Origin of the sequence: Brucella daejeonensis (assembly GCF_014199265.1) — a bacterium.
In the GTDB taxonomy this organism is placed as follows: Bacteria; Pseudomonadota; Alphaproteobacteria; order Rhizobiales; family Rhizobiaceae; genus Brucella; species Brucella daejeonensis.
Genome location: NZ_JACIJG010000027.1, coordinates 14,415 through 34,613, shown reverse-complemented (window position 1 = coordinate 34,613; position 20,199 = coordinate 14,415). Strand labels below are relative to the sequence as shown.

The window sequence follows — 20,199 nt, the reverse complement described above, 5'->3', positions numbered from 1 at the left end:
CTATTCACCCTTAATCCGTTCCCACTCTTCCGGCGTTAGTGCCGCTTTCAAAACCGTATCCACCTCATCCAGATAGCTTTCCCACATCGGACGGCCTTCGAACTTGATATCCGGCGGATTGTTGTGAAGCTCACACAAAGCACGGGCGGCTCGTTCGCGGGGAGGTTTCTGGCGTGGCATGGCTATCCGTCTGTGCCCGTTTTCTGGTCGTTGAACAGCAGCCTCAACATCTGGATTGCTTTCTCGCGCTGCTCCTCGGTCTTGTCCTTGAACATACGCGCTATCCAGTCATCGTCTGGATGGCGGAATAAGGAGCTTATGTCGTCGGCATGGAATAGCTCGCGTAACTTCTCCAGGTATTCCGGTTTCGGGACCGTGCCCTTAAACCACCGAGAGACCAGCCCTTTATCGGCCCCGATCTCATTCACGATATCAACCTGTTTCAGTCCGCGCTTTTCCGCCCACTCAGCAATGAAGTGAACGCGTGTCGGGGTCTTGCCTGCGTGAATTTTGATCGTGTTGTTCATGTTGCAACCATAGCGAATTGCGAAAATGAACTCGTTATCGCGACATGCAACTTTTTTGCTTGCGTTAAGTTGCAAGTTATGCAACTAATAACAGCCATGGAACGCACATCTGAAATCACCAAGTACCGCGAAGAGAACGATCGAATGAGCCTTGAGCAGTTCGGGAAACTGTTCGATCCGCCCGTCGATAAATCGACCGTACTACGCTGGGAGCGCGGACAGATTACGCCGCGCCGAGCAATCGAGATTGAGGCTGCTACTGGAATTTCTCGGTGCGCACTTCTGCCAGAGCTATTCAAAGGTGTCGAATGATCATCGAACTCGAAATCAACGGCGCTCGTGTGATTATCAGCGGCGATAATCTTACCGTGAACCTTACGCAGGACGATCAGGTAAAGAGCAACGTAATCACGCCACGAATTGTCCAGCCAAAAACGCCTTCCGCAGAGACGATCAGAGAGCTTCGCAAAAAGCTGAAGCTTACTCAGTGCGGCTTTGCGAGAATGCTTCGTGTCAACCAAGCGACAATTTCCAGATGGGAAACTGGAGCTGACGAACCGCACGGTGCCGCCGCTGTCCTGCTGGCAAACATGATCACCGATGCCGGTAATTCCTCCGGAGCGGTCGGGTTGATCGCCCTTCGAGAATGGATAAAGGCCGGACATGGCCGTCAATCCTCCCTCGCAGAGGCTCTTGGCATCACAACTCCAGCAATTCCGCAGTGGCAGGAAGTCCCCGCAGATAAACTGGTTTTGGTCGAGAAAATCACAGGAATTTCGCGTCAAGTTTTGCGCCCTGATCTGTTTGACGGGATGCGCGCCTAATCATCATTGCCTGCCGGGGACACCTCGCCCCCGCCTGTTACTCGGTAGGTAATAAGCCCGGAGATTTGATCTCCCTGACGGGTCTCCGGGCAACCCATTTCACAAAGGACTAGACCGATGAACATCACCGGAAAGGATCGAAAGGATTGTGCGCTGCAACGCTTATCCCCTTCGGCTTTCGTGGTGAGTTTTCAGGCCAAGTCCACAAGACGAGTTGGACGCCAGTGTCAGTCTTCCAGGCTTTCCGGGCTGTCCGTTTCATCTTCATCACAGTGTCCTCTTTGTAACCGGTAGCGGCTTCATCGCCGCTGACCACCGACAATCTAAACGTACTGAAGGGATTGTCGGAAATGTCCGAAAAGTTGTCGGAGAAATCAGAAATGTCTGAGTTGGTCTTTGCTTCTGAAATTCTGAAAAGCCACATCGCGCCGCCTTCTCTGGCGAGCAGCGTAGGCGCTCGAATTCTAGCTGCCTCTCGGAAACTCAAGTGGTCGTTCAATCGCACTCGTGACGTTTGGTACGCAGATCAGCGTGTCTCGATCAAACCGAAGGAGCTTCGCAAGCTAGAGGAGGTGTCCGGTGTCGAATACGGACAGCAGGAACTCAACGAAGTCGACAGGCTCATCAACAACGCAACAAAGCTCTTGGGTCACAAGGACCCGCATATCAGTGGCTCGGTCTTTGCTGCGCTCCGCTCGCTCATTGGCGCTGTGGATCGCCCCGGAGCTTAAGGAGGAAGGCCGATGACGGTTTACTTCATCCGCGAAAGAGAAAGCCGCCACGGCTACGTAAAAATTGGCGTCAGCAAAAATGTTGATCGGCGGTTGCGCGAAATGGCAACGGCCTCTCCAAGCGGATTTGATGTCTTGGGGCAATGCGTCGGCGGCATGGAGTTGGAAAAGCGCCTGCACAAGATGCTCGAAAGTGATCGAGTAAACGGTGAATGGTTTAAGCCAACAACCGATGTGCTGGCGGTAATAGATCGCGCTATTGCAGGCGAGTTCTCTGGAGTGGAGCAGTCTAACGGCCTGCCCATAACCATCAAACCAGAAGACGAATTCAGCGACAATATTGTTGTTGAAGCTCGGTTCTATCTCAATGAACTGATGAAGCGAGAATGGCGAGGCATAGGCGATACGGATGAAGGTGTCCGAAACCGCGTTGCTGACGCTTGCGGCATTAGCCACAGTTACGCTTTCCGTATCAGCTTCAAACATCAAGAGATCAACGATATTTCGGGGTCGGTCTACCGCTCTCTTCGTATCAATTATGCTGAAGCCTTAGAGGCTGAAGGCCGTCTGAACGACGGTCAGCGCAGGTTCTTGAACCTTGTCAGACGCAATGTGCCAACGAGCAGCCGAGCGGATCGCGTCTGCCCGGAGTTGGCCGATTACCCGACCCTTGAAGAAGAGTTCAACATTCCAGCACCGGGAGAAGTGAAATGAACGCAGGCCATAACGTCGATCAGGAAAAGCTTGACGAACAGCGTTTCCTCAACGGTTTCCGCGAGATCAAGGAATTGAAGTCTGACATCGGCGGAACGATGGGCACGATCAACAGTGTCTATAAGACGCTGAAAGCCGCCGGGTTTACCAAGGCAGACGTGAAGTGGGCTTTCGAGCTTGAAGAGAAGGACAGTGGCGAAGTCATAGAGACGATGAAGCGCCGTCTACGCATCGCGGCAATGCTAGGTCACGGTCTGGCTCGCCAGATTGATCTCTTCGATGAAGACCGCACCCCACTTTCCGAGCGCGCCTATCTCGAAGGGATGGCTGCAGGGCGTCTTCGTAAGGAAATGACCAACCCGCACGATCTCAGCACCGAAGCAGGTCAGGAATGGCAGCGCGGATTTAATGACGGAACGTCGCTGGCGAACATCGATCTGTCCGCATCACTGGACGGTGTCTCCGACCCCGACTTTCCTGACGTGGAGGCTGCCTGATGCTCTCCATGACCCCACGCCAGAAACAGGCATACGATTTCATCCGTTCATTCATCGACCAGAAGGGCTACGGCCCTTCGTATGAGGAAATCCAGGAGGCGCTTGGCTTGCATTCCAAGTCTGGTGTCCATCGCATCATTGAAGGGCTTGAAGAGCGAGACTTGATCGTCAGACGCCCCGGAATACGCCGGAGCATCGCTCTGAAGCCAGCCTTCAACGCTGACTATCACCTTCGGCGGGTCCTATCGGTTCTGGATGGAACGACTTACAGCGATCACCAGTCAGTGCAAGAAGCTGCTCGTTACATGGGGAGGGCTGCGTAATGTCAGAACTCAGCCTCACACCCGGCAGCCGTCGCAAACTATTGCGGCATATCGAGGAAGTCTCCGGCGTGAACGAACTGGCGAAACTGATGCAGATCAGGGTTGCGCTCCTCCGAAAGATCATCCTTGCCGATGGAGAACTGAAAGAAGCCTGCCTCGAAAGCGGTATTCTGTCTCCTGCTGGTTTCGTTCTGCCCGGCGTCGAGCAGCAATGGGTTCCTATCGGAATGAACCCGTCATTCGTCAAAAAGGTCTGGGCAAAGCGCAGGAAAGAAGAGCAGCTTCGGAAGCTGATCGAGAAAGAAACCAAGGCCGAAAAGGTCACTGCTGCATTCAAGGCAATCACTGTTCGCAACGATGAGCCTCCGAAGCCATTAATCAGCACGTCGGGTGAAACGATTGTCCTGAACAGCAAGCCAACCGTTCGTGACATTATCGAGCGGGTCATTGCCGGTACTGAATTTACCTATGAGGACATCATCGGTAAGCGCCGGACTAAGGACCTCGTTCCGTTCCGTCATCGTGCAATGGCCGACTGTGTAGCGATCCGCACGGACCTGAGCCTTCCGACCATTGGCCGTTTATTCGGCGGTCGTGACCACACCACGGTCCTTCACGCCGCCCGCAAAATGGGTGTCACTGACCGGACTGCGGCAGCCGAAGGCCGTCAGAGCGTATCCAGCAAGATCGGCATCAATTCGTATCCGGTCCAGTCCCTGGATAACAGCGCGAGGGCAGCATGAGCCAACGTATCGGAAACGCCCTCATCATCACCGGCTGTGTGCTTTTAGCTCTGGCTTGGATTTTCACCCCGGTTGCCTGCGTTATGGGGAGGTATTGAATGCTGATCCTCGGAATGGACATAGCAACCACTACCGGCTTCGCTTGGTACGATCCAAGCGCGCCAATGAGCACGATCCGCACCGGGATCATTACGGCGACCGGCGAGAATGCCGAGGAGAAAGCATCGTCTATCGGTCTCCAACTGGTCGCGATGTTGAAGGCGGAACGGCCTGACTTCGTGGCTATCGAGCAGCCAATGCGCAATGTCGTCACCTTCAAAAAGAAGCGCAATGACATGGCGGGCGAGAAGGAAGAGCAGACTATCAACCCGAACGCCTTGCAACTCTCCAGCCTGTCCGGTGCTGCCGTGGCGATCATTTCGGCCTACCGCATACCGTGGCTGACCATTCCTTCATCCACATGGCGCTCACAGTTCCTTGGATATGGCCGCAAACCAGGGTTCGCAAGTAAGGACTGGAAGAAAGCAGCAATGGAACGCTGCCAGATGCTGAAAATCCCGGTGAAGAAGCATGACGCCGCCGAAGCGGTCGGGATTGCCTTCGCTGCCACAGCTTCCCAGCAATACAAGATGCTTCAGATGAGGGCGGCATGAGCTACCACGAACGAGAAATCAGGCCAGAGCCGCCAACGTCCATCGAAGCCGAGCAGGCGCTGCTCGGTGCCATCATGATCGACAATGCATCGTATTGGCGCGTTGCTGGTATCTTGCAGCCGAAGCATTTCAGCGAGCCACTTCACCGGGAAGTTTATGAAGTGGCCGGGAAGATGATTGCCGAGGGCAGGGCGGCGAACCCCGTCACTATGAAGCAGTACCTGCCTGAGAATGCAAAGATCGGTGAACTGACGCTGAAAGAATACCTGATGCGCCTTTCGCTTGAAGCGGTCGGTTCGTTCCACGCCTACGACAATGCCCGCGTGATCCTTGAACGATGGTCCCGGCAGGAGCTTGTCAATCTCGCCTATGATCTTCGCGACATGAGCGTGAACATGCCGGTCGATATGACGCCAGAAAAACTCATTGGCATGGCATCGGATCGGCTGACCGAAATTGCGCAGGAAGGTAACGAGCGCGCCGGTTCGATGAAGTACGGCGTCCTATTGCCCAAGGCTATCGACCGAGTAGCAAAGGACAGCCTGAACGGAAACAAGCTCATCCCGTGGTTCCTGCCAGAGATTACCCAGGCAGTGGGTGATATTCGACACGGCAACCTTATCGGGTTCATGTCAGATAGTGGCGGCGGCAAGACATCCTTTTCCCTCACACAGTGCCGTCATGCCGCCTTGGCTGGATATCGAACCGCATTCTTCTCCATTGAAATCACCGATGAAGAGGCAGCTTTGCAGGCGGCTGCGCAAGCAAGCCGGATTAGCCTCGACCGTTTGGATGCCTTCGCCCTGAACACGACCGAGAAGGAGCGGATCGAAGGCGAGATGATGAAATCCACGAATATCCCATTCGACATCGTTTCGTTCGCTGAATGCAGCCTGTCTGACATTCGTATCAAGATGGAAGCGATGAAAAAATCAGTCGGGCTTGATCTGGTATTCATCGACCACGCCAAAATGATCCAGTTACCCGGCAAGGCAGGCGAGATATTCGCAGAGCGCGTCAATGCACTCTATCGGGGCCTGAAAGCCATAGCGAAGAGCCTTGATGTGGCAATCGTGATCCTGATCCAGCGTAATGACGAATGGAAGGCACGTTGGAAGACCGGCGGCAGCCTACGGCCAATGATGGGTGACGCCTACGGCGGCGGCGGCGTCAAGCAGAACCTGGATGTGTGGTTCTCCCTGTACCGGCCCGAACCGCTCTACAAGGAACTGATCCCACAGGAGTACCGGCAGGAAAAGCGCGACGACCTTGTGCGCCGATACGAAGGAAGCAAGGGCAAGGCATGGATCATCAACCACAAGCGCAGACGTGGCGAGCCGGGACAATCCGCTGAAATCGAGTTCGAAGCCGAGTTCACCCTGTTCAAATCGGGCACTCCTGAGATGCCAGCAGCTTTCGAAGGGTTCCTGCAATGAATTGCTTCGCCGCCTACCTGAAAGAAGTGCCTATGGGCTACTACGTGATGCTCCGCTTCGCCCGCGACGGCAGACCGAAGCCCGTAATGGGAGAGGGAGACAAGCCCATTGTGTACCGATCCAAGCTGGAAGCCACAGAACGGGCGCTGCAAGACCTTCTCGCCTATATGAACACCGAATACCTACGCTGCGGTGAAACAGCGTCAGCGGCCCGCACAGAGGCAGAGAAGCTATTCCCGACACTCCAGCCGATACGGAAGAACGGGAAGGTTATCCAGGTTGAGAGAAAGAAGGCGGCAGCATGACTGACAACGTGAACCGTCCAGCCCACTACACCGGCCATCCAAGCGGGATTGAATGCATCCAGATCACGGAACACATGGGCTTCAATCTGGGGAATGCCGTGAAATACATCTGGCGTTGCGATCTGAAACAGGACGCGATTGAAGACCTGGAGAAAGCCCGTTGGTACATCGACCGGGAAATCAAGAAGCGCAAGCGGGTGAGGGTGACGGAATGACAGTTGACCCTCGTGTTTATTCGATATGCGCAGAGTACGGCATCAAGATCGTGGATGCTCACCGATACCCGGATATTGGCGAAACACGGGCGGTCGCCACACTAGACCGGATACTGCGCAACCACGGAGAAGGTCATTTCCGCTTGGTCATGACCACATTGGCGGAAACCTCCAACAATCGGGCGTATCTTGATGAATACTCGTGGTGGATGGCCTCGGATATGGTGATTGCCAACCGTGGCCTGATCGAGCGCGATCCGTCCGCATGGCTTGAATTATGGGATGCAATACCGCTAGGACGCCTTCAATTCATGATGAACGACCTTTCCGGCGTTGTCCCACAAAGACACGCATTATCTGGCGTGGTATTTGAACGTATATACCGACGCTTTGGACCGAATGCAGATCAATTAGATTTGCTCGATGACAGGAGGACAGCATGACGCCGTTGGAAATAGCTGAACTGTTCATCCGAGGCGCAGAAGTTGACCGGCGGTTGCCACAGACAGCGAAGCCGAAGCAGTTGAAGGCGCAGAGCCTGGGATATGTCCATAGCTGGGCTGAAATGCGTGAATGGGGCGATGAGCGGCATAAAGAGCATCGCGCCGAGATGTTCGCCAAGACCAAGCTGACGACGCAAGACGTATCAGAGTGGGAACGGTGCAACCAGCTTATCCTTTCAGTGAAGGACGATATGCGCCGCCGTTGTCTCTGGGCATGGGCCAACGCACAAGCTGGCGGGACGCCGTTTGGCAAATGGTGCACCAAGCATTGCTTCACCAGAGAAACGGGAAGAAAGCGAAAAAACCGGGCGATTTTAGAGATTTTCGGTGAGATTGCCCGCATTAACGGCCAAAATTACAAAAAAGGCCTAGAAGGGGTGTTGCATGTTTGCCCTGAAACCGGGCAGATTGATGTCACAATCGGAGACCATGCGGGCAGCGAAAAGGTGCTGACATGGCGGGATGATTTCTCGCTAACGCACGGTGAAACCGGACCGGATTTCAGTTGGGCAGAAGCCCGAAACGAAAGACGCCGCCAGAAGTACGCTGAAAGGCGTAAGGCGGCATAAGCGGGTGCAAGTAGCAGGCGACCGAATGTCCAACCGGTTGCCGGGAGGTGCAAATCCTCCCACAGCGCCAGACACGGTGAAAGTCATGATCGCCAAGAGAGCAAGACGCATCGCTGACAAGTTGCGCATGAAGGCGAAAGCCAAGCGGGTTTATCCGCGTGATGAGAAGGCACGGAACGCCGATCATCTGAAGTGCTGCTCTTGCTTCATGTGCGGCAACCCTCGGAAGTGGTGGAAGCAGAAGACCATAGCCGAGAACATGGCCGACGACTGGCAGCGCCTACAACGTGACTGGTCGAAGGTTTACGGATAGAGGCAGCGCCTCAACAGAATGTGCGAGACGCGGTGAATGCCAAGGCCGTCCTCCCCGCAAGGGTGTAGAGTTACCGAGAGATTTGGCGCTCGGCGCACACAGAATGCGAGCAGCAAGGCGATTGCAAGGCCTACCGTGGGATATAGCAAACAGCGATAAGCCCCACGGCTCGCATATAGCTGGCGGCCAGCGAAGATAGCCGTAGTCGGTTAATGGTGGCGTAAAGACGTTGTGAGAGCCTCGCCCGAAAGGGTCCGACTAGCGCACATATCCGCCCTCATGCAGTACCGCCCCACTAATCCGGGTAGCGCGAGACATGAGGGCAAACAAATCAGAACGGCGGTCATGCGTCTGGTGTGTTTCCAGAGGGGCCGAAATAGCGGTAGCCGCGCCCATATAGCGCGGAGCCTTGCAAGCCTGCCGTAGTCCCGTTCTGACCTATCCGTATGGTGGTAGGCCACCGTGTATCAGAGGTCGCCCAGATGAAACGATGTGTCCACTTCGTCGGGTTTTGTGGTGAGGAATACTGGTCAGCGGTCAAAGCTTTCGGGCCACCACACTTCATTCATCGCGGATGGGACTTGAGGGCGCGCCGAGAAATAGCCGACGGTGACATGGTTGTCTTCGCCAGAGGGCCGCACGATCAAGCGCCGCGTACCAAGTCATTTGACGATATTCGCGAGTAATTCAGCCGTCGCCTTCGGGTGGCGGCTTTTTCATTGGAGAGAGGCACGAAACTAAAATGGGATGGCTTCATCCTGCGGCATAGACCGGAGTTTCAGGAAGTCGTCACGATCAAAGATACCGTACTTTTCTATCCAGACCTTCAAGTCGAAGGTTGCGTGTCTGACGAAATCCTGAGCAGTTTCCATTTCGGTGAACTCATGTGGCCGTGACGTACCGTCTGCGAGAAGTTCTAATACCTTGATCTGGTACATTGCTGCCCTCCTGTTTTCATCAGGATAGCGCATCTGTCTAAATATGCGACCAGCAATCAGCCCCGCCATCGTGCGGGGTTTTTCGCATCATAGGGAGCGACATCTTTCACCTAGCTCCACCGGGCGGCTAGACCATGGCTTTCACTCGCGGGTGTAGAACTCAACACTGGTCGCTCCGGGGCTGCAACCCTGCATTAAGCGGTGTGAAGTGGGCAGGCCCGGAAGATACCAACAGAGGAACGGATATGAACTGGCAGCCGATAAATATGGCAGCGACGGTCAGCTACGGAACGGTTGCCGTTCTCAAGATGAAAGACGGCACTGTCGTTAAGGCCGTATGGGGCTTCAACGGTAACGAATGCGCTTGGTGGCCGAAGACAGGCAAGCGAGAGCCGATATCTAAGTACAAACCGTCAGCATTCGCAATCATCACCGAGGGCGATGTCCCGAGCCATGATTGGCGCACCGGGTGCATTGCAAACCACGCTGGAGAAGCAGCATGAACCGTAGACGCTTCCTTTCATTCCTCGGCCTCGCTCCTGTAGCAGCTGCCGTTCCTGCAATGGCGCTGCCAAGGGCGGAGAAGCCCACCGAGATTGTGCCGCTTGATGAGGTGCACACCAACATCAAGATGGCTTATGACGACGGCACCGAGTTCATTTTCCCGGTCAGTATGCCGCAACATCAGTTCGACCTGATAATGGCGAACGCCCGTAGCTATGCGGATGGCGGGATTGTCTGACCATGCCCAAGCCCATCCAGTTCATGCAAGCCACATGGCAGGACATCGTAGGATCAAGGCATCTCCATCTCGCAGCGGTAATGCGCGGCAACATGGACATAGCCGATGAAATCCGAGACCAGATGCATGCCAGCCTAGACGCATACCTGGATCACCAGACCGAGGCAGCAGTAGCAGCAGAGCTTAAGGCGAAGGGGTAGGGATGGGTTACACACCGCGAGTAGCAGTAGCGTCATGCCCAGCTTGCCAAGGCGATCCCGATCTGAAGTACAAGCTCTTCAGTCCATATGTACGGCTTGTTTGCCAGTGCGGTGTATCCGGGCAGTGGGTGATAGTAGACGGGAGCGGCGACCAGTTCAATGTAGCTGGCCGAGGATGGGAGAAGATCGCAGGTCAGCCATTCAGCACCGTACCAAGGCCTAAGCCTTCATGCTGGTAAGCAAATATGGCTAAAATCAAAACCCTCAAGCCTCTCGTATCCACGATGAAGCCAAGGCTGACAGTGGACCGGAAGCAGCAAGAGGCAGTACGCCTTAGAGAGCGAGATCAGAACACCGAATGGAGAGCCTGGTATAAGACCAGCAAGTGGCAGCGGTTGCGTGAGCAGGTGCTGGTACGAGACGGCTACAAGTGCCAGCGTACCGGCGTCCTCCTGATCGGCAAGCACCCAGCGCCCAATAGCCCTGTAGTGGACCATATCAAGCCGCACAGAGGCGATGCTGCCCTGTTCTGGGATATGGATAACCTACAGTCTGTGTCCAAGGAGTACCACGACAGCATCAAGCAGGCGCAGGAGAGAGCGGACAAGGTAGCGGCCATTCATCCTAAGTGGTTACAGCCCTCGTTCATTCCTCTGACCATTGTGTGCGGCCCAGCCGGATCGGGCAAGAGTACCTACGTGGCTAGGAATAAAGGCCCGTTCGATCTTGTCATAGACCTGGATGTGATTGCATCGGAGATATCCGGCGAACCTACCCACGGATGGGACCGTGACAAGTGGCTTAATGCTGCGCTCTACAGGCGCAATGACATGCTCGGTTCCCTGTCTCGACCATCTAACCACCGTGCAGCTTGGTTCATAGTAGCAGAGCCAAAGGCAAAGCACCGCGACTGGTGGCAACAAACGCTCAAGCCGGAAGCCATCATCGTTCTAGAAGTGGATGAGCCTACCTGCATGGCGCAAGCAAGCCGTGATCCAGACCGAGATATGGCCAGAACCGAACAGGCAATAACCAATTGGTGGGCCAATTACGAGCCAAGGATAGGCGATAGGGTCATTCGAGGGGCGATAAACAGGAATGTCGCCCCATAATAGGATCAAAGTCCTACCGGGGGGCATCGAAAAGTCTGGAATAGGAATGCTTTCAGACCCGCGCATCCCCTTAAGGCACACAATTTTTTTGGAGCACTGAGTTTCAGCCATGGCCGGTAACAAAAACAGCGGTCGTCCCGAATTCGCGCCAACGGATGACGAACGTGAGAAAGTGCGCGTTCTCAAGGCTTGCGGCATGTCGAATGAGGCGATTGCCGAAGTTATTGGCATTTCAGAGCCAACTTTGCGTAAGCATTTTTCTTATGAGATCGACATCGCAACGGCGAAGGTCCGCGCAGACATGATAATGGCGCGCTACCACGCTGCCAAAGGCGGGAATGTTCAAGCCCAGAACAAGATGATTGAGCAGGTTTCGGCTGTCGATGTGCAAGGCCGCCGAGCGCCCGACAGGCCAGCAAAAGAACCGAAGCTTGGCAAGAAGGAAGAGCAGCAGATGGCGGCTGAGAAGGTCGGCGGTCGCTTTGCTACGCCATCAGCGCCGAAGCTTGTTGTGAGCAATAACGGATGATGTGGGATACGAGCTGCCCAGATTGGGAGAGCCGGATTGTCGAAGGTCGTTCGCTTATCCCGTTCGATCCTTTGTTCCCTGAAGAGGCTGAAGCCGCCCTTGATGTGTTCAAGTCGCTAAAGATCGTAGACGCGCCAGGAAGCCCGACGTTCGGAGAAGCCTGCGAAGAATGGGTGTTCGATTTCGTCAAGGCAATCTTCGGCGCGTATGACCATGCGACGGCCAAGCGGAATATCCGTGAGTTCTTTCTTCTGATTAGCAAGAAGAACTCGAAATCCACGATTGCAGCCGGGATCATGCTAACGGCACTGATTAGGAACTGGCGTCCATCGGCGGAACTGCTGATTTTGGCTCCTACGCTCGAAATCGCAAACAACAGCTATAAGCCTGCCGCTGACATGGTGAGGGCCGATCCAGAACTAAGCGACCTTCTGCATATCCAGGACAACTTCAAGCAGATCACCCATCGCGTGACGAGGGCCAGCCTGAAGGTGGTAGCAGCCGACACGGACACGGTAGGCGGCAAGAAGGCTGCCTTCGTCCTTGTGGATGAGCTTTGGATTTTCGGGAAGAAGAATAATGCAGATGCGATGTTGCGGGAAGCTACCGGCGGCCTTGTATCCCGCCCGGAAGGGTTCGTAATCTACCTGTCAACCCAGAGTGATGCCCCGCCTGCCGGGGTATTTAAGGCGAAACTGGACTATTTCAGGGACGTTCGCGACGGGATCACGGTAGACCGAAAGAGCCTGGGCGTTCTGTACGAATATCCCAAGGCAATGATCGAGAACCAGTCCTTTCTTGATCCAGAGAATTTCTACATCACGAACCCAAATATGGGGCGTTCGGTAAGCAAGGACTGGATTGAGGACGAGCTTCGTAAGGAGCTGGCCAGCGGGCCTGAAACCCGGAATGTCTTCCTTGCAAAACACCTAAACGTCGAAATCAGTGGCAATCTGCGCGCAAATCGCTGGCCAGGGGCTGAGTTCTGGGCTGAGCGCACTGACAAGTCGTTAACCAGTCTCGATGCTTTGTTGGATCGGTGTGAGGTCTGCGTTGTCGGCATCGACGGCGGCGGTCTGGACGACTTATTCGGAATGACAATAGTCGGACGTGAGAAAGGCTCATGGAACTGGCTCTCATGGTCACATGCATGGTGCCACACAAGCGTTCTTGAACGTCGGAAGTCTATTGCATCTCTGCTTCGTGATTTCCAGCGAGCAGGGGAATTGACGATTGTCGATGATGCGCTGGAGGACATCTCGGACATCATTGGCAAGATCGACTACGTGAAAGAGCGGGGCTTGCTCGCTTCTGTAGCCGTGGACCCGGCGGGCCTTGGCGACATGATCGAAGCTCTCGATGAAATCGGCGTATCGCAGGAAAATGGCAATCTGGAAGGCGTAGCGCAGGGCTGGCGGATGATGACTGCAATCAAGTCATCTGAGCGCCGCCTTGTGAACGGCACGTTGAGACATGCACCGTCATCGCTGATGGACTGGTGTGTGGGAAATCTCAAGATTGAGCCAACGGCAACCGGGATCAAGGCAACCAAGCAAAACGCGGGCGATGCGAAGATTGACCCGGTGATGGCGCTATTCGATGCGGTGACGGTGATGAGCCGGAACCCGGAAGTGAAGCGCGCAAAAACGTATCAGATGATGTTCGTCTGATTTCACTGACAATTTGAAAGATGGAGGTCCGTCATGGAAATGACGCGGCGCGCCTATTCGTGCATCGAAGTCAAAGCGGTGAACGAAGAACGGCGCATCATTCGAGGCGTGGCGACCAGCCCAGCCGTTGATCGTGTGGGCGACATCGTTGACCCGATGGGCGTCAAGTTCCAGAACCCACTTCCGTTGCTCTGGCAGCACAAGCACGACAAGCCGATTGGCACCGTGAAATTCGATGCCCCGACCGAGAAGGGCATCAACTTCGAAGCAGAATTGCCGGTTGTTTCCGAAGCAGGAACGCTTCGGGACCGGATCGAGGAAGCATGGCAGAGCATCAAGCTTGGCTTGGTGCGCGCCGTGTCCATCGGCTTTCGGCCCATCGAATACAGTTTCATGGAGGAAGGCGGCATTCGCTTCATCGAAAGCGAAGTGTTCGAGCTTTCAGCCGTGACCATCCCGGCCAACGAACAGGCCGTGATCTCCAGCGTTGGCAAGAGCCTTGATGCTGATGCCATCGCCCACATCAAGAAATTCGAGTTTCCGACTGAGGAAAAGCAGGCTCCGGCTCAGATGAGCAAGAAGGTGCATGTGGCTCGCTTGGCGGCGGCGACCCAGAAGCGGGTGCCATTCACCATCAACAAAATCAATCATTAATGGAGGTAGCAATGGCTACTTACGCTGAACAGATCGCCGCTTACGAAAACAAGCGAGCGGCAAACCTGAAGGCCATGGAAGACATCATGTCGAAGTCGGCAGAAAAGGGCGAAACGCTCGATGCTGCACAGCAGGAAGAGTTCGACGGTCTTCAGGCAGACAATGACGCTATCGACAGCCATCTGAAGCGTTTGCGCACTCTGGAAAAGGCTGCCGCCGAAAAGGCGGTGCCTGTTGCCGGTGGCCGTGAAGGTGATGGCGCACAGGCTCGTGCCGGTGTGGTCGTTGTCCCTCGCGCTGAAAAGCTCGACAAGGGCATCGCATTCGCCCGTATCGCCAAGGTGAAGGCACTCGCCAAGCTCGACGGCGAGAGCGTCCGCACGGTAGCAAAAGAGCTTTACGGCGAAACCTCGTCCGTTTTCGGCTTCTTTGCCAAGGCTGCCGTACCTGCTGCAACCACCACTCACGCAACTTGGGCTAGCCCACTGGTTGGTGACGAAACGTCGGCTTTCGCTGACTTCGTGGAATATCTTCGTCCCCAGACCATTCTCGGTCGTTTCGGTGCGAATGGCATTCCGTCCCTTCGTCGTGTGCCATTCCGCGTCCCGCTGATTGGCCAGACTTCCGGCGGCGAGGGCTATTGGGTAGGTGAAGGCAAGGCCAAGCCGCTGACCAAGTTTGACTTCGAGCGCAAGACGCTGGAACCGCTCAAGGTCGCCAATATCGCCGTTGCCACTGAAGAAGTGCTTCGCGATAGCTCGCCTTCGGCTGAAGCGATCATCCGTGACCAGCTTGTTGCGGCTCTCCGCGCTCGCCTGGATACGGACTTCATCAACCCGGCCAAGGCTGCGGTTGCTGGTACGTCTCCGGCATCGATCACGAATGGCGTCACGGCTATTCCGTCGGCAGGCGGCACGGCTGATGATGTTCGCGCCGACATTCAGAAACTGTTCGGAGCCTTCATTGCTGCGAACAATGCTCCTACCTCCGGCGTCTGGATCATGTCGGCAACTGTGGCTCTTGCCCTTTCGCTGATGCAGAACCCGCTTGGTCAGGCTGAGTTCCCAGGTATCAGCATGAACGGCGGCACTCTGTTCGGCCTTCCGGTTATCGTTTCGGAATACGTTCCGGTCGTGACTGGTTCGACCGATCCGGCTGATGACGGTGCATATGTCGTCCTCGTCAATGCTTCGGACATCTACTTCGCTGATGACGGCGATGTGGCTGTGGACCTGAGCCGTGAAGCATCGCTGGAAATGGCCGACAATCCGGCTCACAACTCCGGTACGCCGACCCCAGCACAGCTTGTTTCCATGTTCCAGACGAACAGCGTGGCCTTCCGCGCTGAACGTACCCTGAACTGGATGGCTCGCCGTGCAAACGCTGTTCAGGTGCTCTCCGCTGTTAAGTGGGGCCAGTAAGCCAATAGGGCGGGGCGCATCACGCGCCCTGCCTACTCTTCCATGGAGATCACCATGAAGCACCTTTCCTATTTCGATAGAGCGATGAAATCCCCGGATCGCCGGTATCTGCGCATCTTCGAAAAGATGGGCTATCGGGAAGAACCGAAGCCAGTTGAACAGCCAGCGCCGAAGCCAAAGGCAAAGCGGAAGGCGGACAATCATCAGGACGATGACGAATGATCGGCTTCATCGGTGCAACAGAGTTCATTCAATTCATCGGTGATGGTGGCGGAGGGTCAGTCGATCCGGCGTTTCTCGTCACTGTGAATGGTGAAACTGTGACGAACAGCGGCGCACCGGTCACGTATGGAACGGACATAGACCCCGCCTTACTGGTGATGAACGATGGTTCTGTCGTCACGAATAGCGGAGCGATTGTTCTGAACGGAGCATAAGAAATGGCTGAATTATCTACGCTCGGATCGGTCATCAAGACCGCTTATGAAGCTGAGGCGAACACAAATGCCTACACCGATGCTGAAAAGACGAAGCTGGCAGGTGTCGCGACTGGCGCTACTGCGCTGACAATCGGCACCACCGCGACAACGGCTAAGGCTGGGAATTATCAACCGACTTGGGCGCAGGTAACGGGAAAGCCGGTGGGTGTTGCCGTTCCAGATGCCGCCGAAGGCACGGAAGTTGCCACGATCAACGCACTCCTAGCCAGCCTTCGCACTGCCGGTTTTATCGCCACCTAAAAGGGGCTAACGATGAAGATTTTTGGCTGGGAAATTGGCCGCGCAAAGTCGCTTTCGCAGCCTACCGCAAACCGAGGCGGATGGCTGCCCATCATCCGTGAAAGTTTCAGCGGGGCATGGCAGCAGAATGTCGAGATCAATCGCGATCTTGCTCTGACATATTTCGCCGTGTTTTCGTGCATGACGCTGATTGCCAGCGACATTTCCAAACTTCGCGTCAAGCTTATGCAGCGTGGTGAGGGCGGCATCTGGCAGGAGACATCCAACCCTGCATACGATCCAGTCCTGCGCAAGCCCAACTCGATCCAGACACGCATTCAGTTCTTCGAGAACTGGCTGCTGTCGAAACTATCAAACGGCAATGCTTACATCCTGAAGCGGCGCGACGGTCGCGGCGTTGTGACGGCGCTGTATGTGCTTGACCCGCAGCGTGTTCAGCCCTTGGTGTCCGAAAGCGGAGATGTTTTCTATCGTCTTTCGACCGATAATATCAGCGGCATTGAACAGGATGTGACCGTACCGGCACGTGAGATTATTCACGATCGATACAACTGCCTATTTCATCCGCTCATTGGCCTTTCTCCGCTGACGGCGGCTGGCCTTGCTGCGATGCAGGGGATGGCGATCCAGAGCGACAGCACGAACTTCTTTGCTAATAAGGGCGTTCCTTCCGGCATCCTGACCGCGCCGGGCGAAATATCCCAGGTTACGGCTGATCGACTGAAGACTGAATGGCAGGCCAACTATTCGGGCAAGAACTCCGGCAAAGTTGCCGTTCTTGGCGACAGCCTTGATTTCAAGGCTATGGCATTCAACGCTACAGACAGTCAGCTTATCGAACAGTTGAAATGGTCTGCCGAAATGGTCTGCTCCACGTTCCATGTGCCGCCCTACAAGATCGGGATCGGACAGATGCCGACGTATAACAACATCCAGGCGCTAAACATAGAATATTATTCTCAGGGCCTTCAGAAGCTCATTGAGGATGCAGAAATCTGCCTTGATGAAGGTCTTGGCATGAAAGACGGCATCGGCACTGAGTTCGATCTTGACGGCCTGTGGCGGATGGACAGCAAGACCCAGATGGAAGTTCTGGAACAGGCGAAAAGCGTCATGACGCTGGACGAACGCCGCAGGCGCATTGATTTGCCGAAGATGAAGACCGGCGGCGATACCGTCTATCTCCAGCAGCAGGACCATTCACTGGAAGCAATCGCTGCCCGTGACAAGCAACTGATCGAGCAGGCCGATAATCCGCAACAGCCTGCCAATGACAATCCAGTTCAAGCCGAAGCCGACAAGGCCATGATTGAAATTCTCAAAGGGTTTAACCGATGACATTTGATGGCAAGGCTTTCGGCAAGGAAATCGTAGCTGTGGTCAAGGGGTTCGTCGCTGACGAACTCAAGCCAATCGTCAAGCGTCTTGATGATCTGGAACAGCAACTCAAGAGCCTGCCTACACCGAAAGATGGCAAGGATGCAGACCCTGAAACGGTTGCCGACATCGTTAAGGGTCAGGTTCAATCCGATCTTGCCGAAATTCGGGCCGCAATCGAGGCGTGGAGCGCTCCAGAGCCTGACCCTGATGTTATACGCGGCATGGTCGAAACGGCTGTCAGTGAGGCTGTTTCGGCTATTCCAGCGCCAAAGGACGGTAAAGACGGGCGCGACGGCGTTGACGGTAAAGACGGCCTGCCGGGTGAGCGCGGTGAAAAAGGCGAATGCGGGGTTGGCGTTGCAGGTGCATTTATCGAACGCGACGGTAGTCTTGCAGTCACCCTGTCAAACGGTGAGGTGAAAAACCTTGGCCCTGTTTGTGGCAAGGATGGCGCTCCGGGGCAGGATGGCAAGGACGGCATCGGGTTCGATGATCTTGATCTTGTCGAGGATGCTTCCGGCCTTTCCTTGAAATTCATCAAGGGCGATACCGTCAAGTCATTCCCCCTGCCGGTGGTCATAGATCGCGGAGTATTCCGAGACGGTCAGACCTATCACAAGGGCAGCGGCGTCACCTGGGGCGGTCGATACTGGATTGCGCAGGAAACCACGTCAGACAAGCCAGACGGCGGCAAAAGCTGGCGTCTCGCCGTTAACAAGGGCCGGGACGGCAAGGACGCGAAGAAGGTAGGTGAATAATGGCCGATCTGGTTTCGCTCCAAGAGGTCAAGAACGGCCTTCGCATCGATACTGACGATGACGATGCGCACCTGAACTTGCTGATTTCTGCCGCATCCAGTCGCGTTAAAGCTTATCTGGATGTGCGGGCCGATGAAGTCATTGACGAGAACGGCGCAACCACTGATGCGCGTGTGAAAGCCGCTGCGATCATGCTAGTTGGCTACTACTACCGCAATCCAGACCAAGACCCGGATAAGGATTTCTCGGTGGGTATGTTGCCGAAGCCGGTTTCGTCCATGCTTTACCAACTACGCGACCCGATTGCGAGGTAGCCATGGCAGACAACCGCTCCGCAGGAAGCCTTTATTACAAGGTCGCGCTGCTGAAACGCGAAGACGTTGACGACGGCATGGGCAACACTGTCGGCCAAGAATGGGTCGAGCAGTTCCAAACCCGCGCCGAGTTCATCCACCTTCGCGGGTCTGAAGCCGTTATGGCCGGAAGACTTCAAGGCAAGCACACGCAGGTTATCCGGGTCCGCAACTCGTCCAATACCCGGCTGATATCCACTGACTGGATGGTTCGGGATGTGCGTACCGGAAAATCGTTCAATATCAGAGATATAGAGCACGAAGTTAACCGCCAGTTCATCGCGCTCACGTGCGAAAGTGGCGTAGCTACGGGGTGATGTCATGGTGGACGGCATCAAAGCCCTAGAGAAACGACTGACCAAAACAATACCAGAAGCAATTCGCAAAGCCGCTTCGGATGCGATGGAGAAGGGCGCTCAGGAAGTCGTGGACATGATGAAGCGCCGGGTTCCGCGTGACACTGGCGAGTTGGCCAATACCATCGGCTGGACCTGGGGAGATGCGCCGAAAGGCTCCATGGTGATCGGTGAAGTTCAGAACCGGAAATACAACACCATGCGCATTTTGATCTTTGCAGGCAGCGAGAAAACGCGGGTCGGCAGTCGAAATCAGTTTCAGCTCGCACGGTTGCTTGAGTTCGGAACCCAGGAAATGGGGCCGAAGCCCTTTTTCTTTGGCTCATGGCGCGCAAACAAGAAGCGTGTCCGGTCAAGAGTAACGCGAGCTATCCGAGAAGCGATTAAGAGGGAAAACGGCGCGTGAATATCTCCGAAGAGCTTCAGCGATACCTATACGCGAAATTACGCACCGTCCCGGAGGTTCTGACACTTGCAGGTGGACGTGTCTATGATCGCGTACCGGACAATGCAACGTTCCCATATGTCAGTTTCGGGCCGTCAGACATCGTTGATGATGGTGCGGAGTGTATCGAAGCAGAGACGCACACAATTCAGTTGGATGTATGGTCGCGAGCGGTCGGTAAAGGCGAATGCAAGAACATCACGGATGGCGTGAAAAAGGCTCTCATTCGAGACATGCCAACGATTTCTGACAATGCAATTGTCGAAATGACAGTCCCTTATTGCCAAGTCGTCACTGACCCCGATGGCCTGACCTCGCACGGAATTATCCAAGTCGAGATAAAAGTGGAGATAGCGTGATGGCGTGGGCAATCTTCAAGGTCGAATGCAATTGGTCTCGGCCACAAAGTCGGTTCTCATTCAACGCGAAGGCGTCACAAGAGCCGCAGGAACGTCCGCAGGACTTCATCGATTATTGCGTGTCGAAGGGCTGGGCCACCAAGGTTCAAAGCCCGACACGCGATGAAAAACGCGCTCTGAGGAGCCGTA

At 55.1% G+C, this 20,199-nt stretch carries 33 protein-coding genes; 30 read left to right on the top strand and 3 right to left on the bottom strand.

The features are described 5' to 3' along the window. Positions 1-180 (bottom strand): hypothetical protein, encoded by a 180-nt coding sequence (locus tag FHS76_RS20710; RefSeq protein WP_183657566.1) that lies wholly within the window; start codon positions 178-180, stop codon positions 1-3. A 2-nt stretch (positions 181-182) separates the two neighbouring features. After that, a complete protein-coding gene (locus FHS76_RS20705) occupies positions 183-527 on the bottom strand; it encodes a helix-turn-helix domain-containing protein (RefSeq protein WP_176588396.1) in 345 nt (114 codons plus the stop codon). 96 nt (positions 528-623) lie between these two features. Here FHS76_RS20705 and FHS76_RS20700 point away from each other — a divergent pair, with 96 nt between their 5' ends. The 14 genes from FHS76_RS20700 to FHS76_RS20635 all read left to right on the top strand — a co-directional run bounded on the left by FHS76_RS20700 (position 624) and on the right by FHS76_RS20635 (position 8,353). Then, the gene (locus FHS76_RS20700; protein ID WP_183657564.1) at positions 624-839 is read left to right on the top strand and encodes a helix-turn-helix domain-containing protein; all 216 of its coding nucleotides are present in this window, start codon (positions 624-626) and stop codon (positions 837-839) included. Next, positions 836-1,351 (top strand): Cro/CI family transcriptional regulator, encoded by a 516-nt coding sequence (locus FHS76_RS20695; RefSeq protein WP_183657562.1) that lies wholly within the window; start codon positions 836-838, stop codon positions 1,349-1,351. The genes FHS76_RS20700 and FHS76_RS20695 overlap by 4 nt, the downstream gene beginning before the upstream one ends. A gap of 380 nt (positions 1,352-1,731) precedes the next feature. Then, positions 1,732-2,082 carry a hypothetical protein gene (locus FHS76_RS20690; RefSeq protein ID WP_183657560.1) on the top strand — a complete coding sequence of 117 codons (351 nt, stop codon included), beginning with the start codon at positions 1,732-1,734 and terminating at the stop codon, positions 2,080-2,082. Positions 2,083-2,094: 12 nt separating this feature from the next. Next, the gene (locus FHS76_RS20685; protein WP_183657558.1) at positions 2,095-2,796 is read left to right on the top strand and encodes a GIY-YIG nuclease family protein; all 702 of its coding nucleotides are present in this window, start codon (positions 2,095-2,097) and stop codon (positions 2,794-2,796) included. After that, the gene (locus FHS76_RS20680) at positions 2,793-3,293 is read left to right on the top strand and encodes a hypothetical protein (protein WP_183657556.1); all 501 of its coding nucleotides are present in this window, start codon (positions 2,793-2,795) and stop codon (positions 3,291-3,293) included. Before FHS76_RS20685 ends, FHS76_RS20680 begins: the two co-directional genes overlap by 4 nt. Next, on the top strand, positions 3,293-3,616 hold the full coding sequence (locus tag FHS76_RS20675; RefSeq protein WP_183657553.1) for a LexA family protein: 324 nt from the start codon (positions 3,293-3,295) through the stop codon (positions 3,614-3,616). The genes FHS76_RS20680 and FHS76_RS20675 overlap by 1 nt, the downstream gene beginning before the upstream one ends. Further along, positions 3,616-4,359: a helix-turn-helix domain-containing protein gene (locus FHS76_RS20670; RefSeq protein ID WP_183657550.1), complete on the top strand. Its 744-nt coding sequence runs from the start codon at positions 3,616-3,618 to the stop codon at positions 4,357-4,359. The genes FHS76_RS20675 and FHS76_RS20670 overlap by 1 nt, the downstream gene beginning before the upstream one ends. A 98-nt stretch (positions 4,360-4,457) precedes the next feature. Beyond that, positions 4,458-5,012, top strand: coding sequence for a hypothetical protein (locus FHS76_RS20665; RefSeq protein WP_176026509.1), 555 nt, complete (start codon positions 4,458-4,460; stop codon positions 5,010-5,012). Next, on the top strand, positions 5,009-6,448 hold the full coding sequence (locus FHS76_RS20660) for a DnaB-like helicase C-terminal domain-containing protein (RefSeq protein ID WP_183657547.1): 1,440 nt from the start codon (positions 5,009-5,011) through the stop codon (positions 6,446-6,448). The genes FHS76_RS20665 and FHS76_RS20660 overlap by 4 nt, the downstream gene beginning before the upstream one ends. Further along, the gene (locus FHS76_RS20655) at positions 6,445-6,753 is read left to right on the top strand and encodes a hypothetical protein (protein ID WP_183657544.1); all 309 of its coding nucleotides are present in this window, start codon (positions 6,445-6,447) and stop codon (positions 6,751-6,753) included. The genes FHS76_RS20660 and FHS76_RS20655 overlap by 4 nt, the downstream gene beginning before the upstream one ends. Continuing rightward, positions 6,750-6,968, top strand: coding sequence for a DUF3310 domain-containing protein (locus FHS76_RS20650; protein WP_183657541.1), 219 nt, complete (start codon positions 6,750-6,752; stop codon positions 6,966-6,968). The genes FHS76_RS20655 and FHS76_RS20650 overlap by 4 nt, the downstream gene beginning before the upstream one ends. Beyond that, positions 6,965-7,411 (top strand): hypothetical protein, encoded by a 447-nt coding sequence (locus tag FHS76_RS20645; RefSeq protein ID WP_183657538.1) that lies wholly within the window; start codon positions 6,965-6,967, stop codon positions 7,409-7,411. The genes FHS76_RS20650 and FHS76_RS20645 overlap by 4 nt, the downstream gene beginning before the upstream one ends. Then, entirely contained in the window at positions 7,408-8,040 is a 633-nt protein-coding gene (locus tag FHS76_RS20640) for a hypothetical protein (RefSeq protein ID WP_183657534.1), read from the top strand. The genes FHS76_RS20645 and FHS76_RS20640 overlap by 4 nt, the downstream gene beginning before the upstream one ends. An 85-nt stretch (positions 8,041-8,125) precedes the next feature. Beyond that, the gene (locus tag FHS76_RS20635; RefSeq protein ID WP_183657531.1) at positions 8,126-8,353 is read left to right on the top strand and encodes a hypothetical protein; all 228 of its coding nucleotides are present in this window, start codon (positions 8,126-8,128) and stop codon (positions 8,351-8,353) included. A gap of 737 nt (positions 8,354-9,090) precedes the next feature. On the opposite strand, the gene FHS76_RS20630 is transcribed toward FHS76_RS20635, so the two are convergent. After that, positions 9,091-9,291, bottom strand: coding sequence for a hypothetical protein (locus tag FHS76_RS20630; RefSeq protein WP_162929844.1), 201 nt, complete (start codon positions 9,289-9,291; stop codon positions 9,091-9,093). Positions 9,292-9,536: 245 nt separating this feature from the next. On the opposite strand from FHS76_RS20630, the gene FHS76_RS20625 reads away from it, so the two are divergent. The 16 genes from FHS76_RS20625 (at position 9,537) to FHS76_RS20550 (ending at position 20,010) form a co-directional block, all read left to right on the top strand. After that, positions 9,537-9,794 (top strand): hypothetical protein, encoded by a 258-nt coding sequence (locus FHS76_RS20625; protein ID WP_151682434.1) that lies wholly within the window; start codon positions 9,537-9,539, stop codon positions 9,792-9,794. After that, entirely contained in the window at positions 9,791-10,033 is a 243-nt protein-coding gene (locus FHS76_RS20620; protein WP_183657528.1) for a twin-arginine translocation signal domain-containing protein, read from the top strand. The genes FHS76_RS20625 and FHS76_RS20620 overlap by 4 nt, the downstream gene beginning before the upstream one ends. Positions 10,034-10,478: 445 nt before the next feature. Beyond that, a complete protein-coding gene (locus tag FHS76_RS20615; protein WP_183657525.1) occupies positions 10,479-11,345 on the top strand; it encodes an AAA family ATPase in 867 nt (288 codons plus the stop codon). A 196-nt stretch (positions 11,346-11,541) separates the two neighbouring features. Then, positions 11,542-11,874, top strand: coding sequence for a hypothetical protein (locus tag FHS76_RS20610; protein ID WP_183657522.1), 333 nt, complete (start codon positions 11,542-11,544; stop codon positions 11,872-11,874). Further along, on the top strand, positions 11,871-13,544 hold the full coding sequence (locus FHS76_RS20605) for a terminase large subunit (RefSeq protein WP_183657519.1): 1,674 nt from the start codon (positions 11,871-11,873) through the stop codon (positions 13,542-13,544). Before FHS76_RS20610 ends, FHS76_RS20605 begins: the two co-directional genes overlap by 4 nt. A gap of 33 nt (positions 13,545-13,577) precedes the next feature. Beyond that, positions 13,578-14,198, top strand: coding sequence for an HK97 family phage prohead protease (locus FHS76_RS20600; RefSeq protein WP_183657516.1), 621 nt, complete (start codon positions 13,578-13,580; stop codon positions 14,196-14,198). A gap of 11 nt (positions 14,199-14,209) precedes the next feature. Next, positions 14,210-15,619 carry a phage major capsid protein gene (locus FHS76_RS20595; RefSeq protein WP_183657513.1) on the top strand — a complete coding sequence of 470 codons (1,410 nt, stop codon included), beginning with the start codon at positions 14,210-14,212 and terminating at the stop codon, positions 15,617-15,619. A 54-nt stretch (positions 15,620-15,673) separates the two neighbouring features. Further along, entirely contained in the window at positions 15,674-15,841 is a 168-nt protein-coding gene (locus tag FHS76_RS20590) for a hypothetical protein (protein ID WP_183657509.1), read from the top strand. Then, the gene (locus FHS76_RS20585) at positions 15,838-16,056 is read left to right on the top strand and encodes a hypothetical protein (protein WP_043062367.1); all 219 of its coding nucleotides are present in this window, start codon (positions 15,838-15,840) and stop codon (positions 16,054-16,056) included. Before FHS76_RS20590 ends, FHS76_RS20585 begins: the two co-directional genes overlap by 4 nt. Before the next feature lie 3 nt (positions 16,057-16,059). Beyond that, positions 16,060-16,359, top strand: a complete 300-nt coding sequence (locus FHS76_RS22480) for a hypothetical protein (RefSeq protein ID WP_210306186.1) — start codon at positions 16,060-16,062, stop codon at positions 16,357-16,359. A gap of 12 nt (positions 16,360-16,371) precedes the next feature. Then, complete coding sequence (locus FHS76_RS20575; protein WP_183657507.1) at positions 16,372-17,697, top strand: phage portal protein; 1,326 nt, start codon at positions 16,372-16,374, stop codon at positions 17,695-17,697. Next, entirely contained in the window at positions 17,694-18,497 is an 804-nt protein-coding gene (locus tag FHS76_RS20570) for a hypothetical protein (protein ID WP_183657504.1), read from the top strand. Before FHS76_RS20575 ends, FHS76_RS20570 begins: the two co-directional genes overlap by 4 nt. After that, on the top strand, positions 18,497-18,811 hold the full coding sequence (locus FHS76_RS20565; RefSeq protein WP_183657501.1) for a head-tail connector protein: 315 nt from the start codon (positions 18,497-18,499) through the stop codon (positions 18,809-18,811). Before FHS76_RS20570 ends, FHS76_RS20565 begins: the two co-directional genes overlap by 1 nt. A 2-nt stretch (positions 18,812-18,813) precedes the next feature. Next, complete coding sequence (locus FHS76_RS20560; protein WP_183657499.1) at positions 18,814-19,167, top strand: phage head closure protein; 354 nt, start codon at positions 18,814-18,816, stop codon at positions 19,165-19,167. A 4-nt stretch (positions 19,168-19,171) separates the two neighbouring features. After that, on the top strand, positions 19,172-19,612 hold the full coding sequence (locus FHS76_RS20555) for an HK97-gp10 family putative phage morphogenesis protein (RefSeq protein WP_183657497.1): 441 nt from the start codon (positions 19,172-19,174) through the stop codon (positions 19,610-19,612). Continuing rightward, complete coding sequence (locus FHS76_RS20550) at positions 19,609-20,010, top strand: DUF3168 domain-containing protein (RefSeq protein WP_183657495.1); 402 nt, start codon at positions 19,609-19,611, stop codon at positions 20,008-20,010. Before FHS76_RS20555 ends, FHS76_RS20550 begins: the two co-directional genes overlap by 4 nt. The last annotated feature ends 189 nt before the right edge of the window (positions 20,011-20,199 follow it).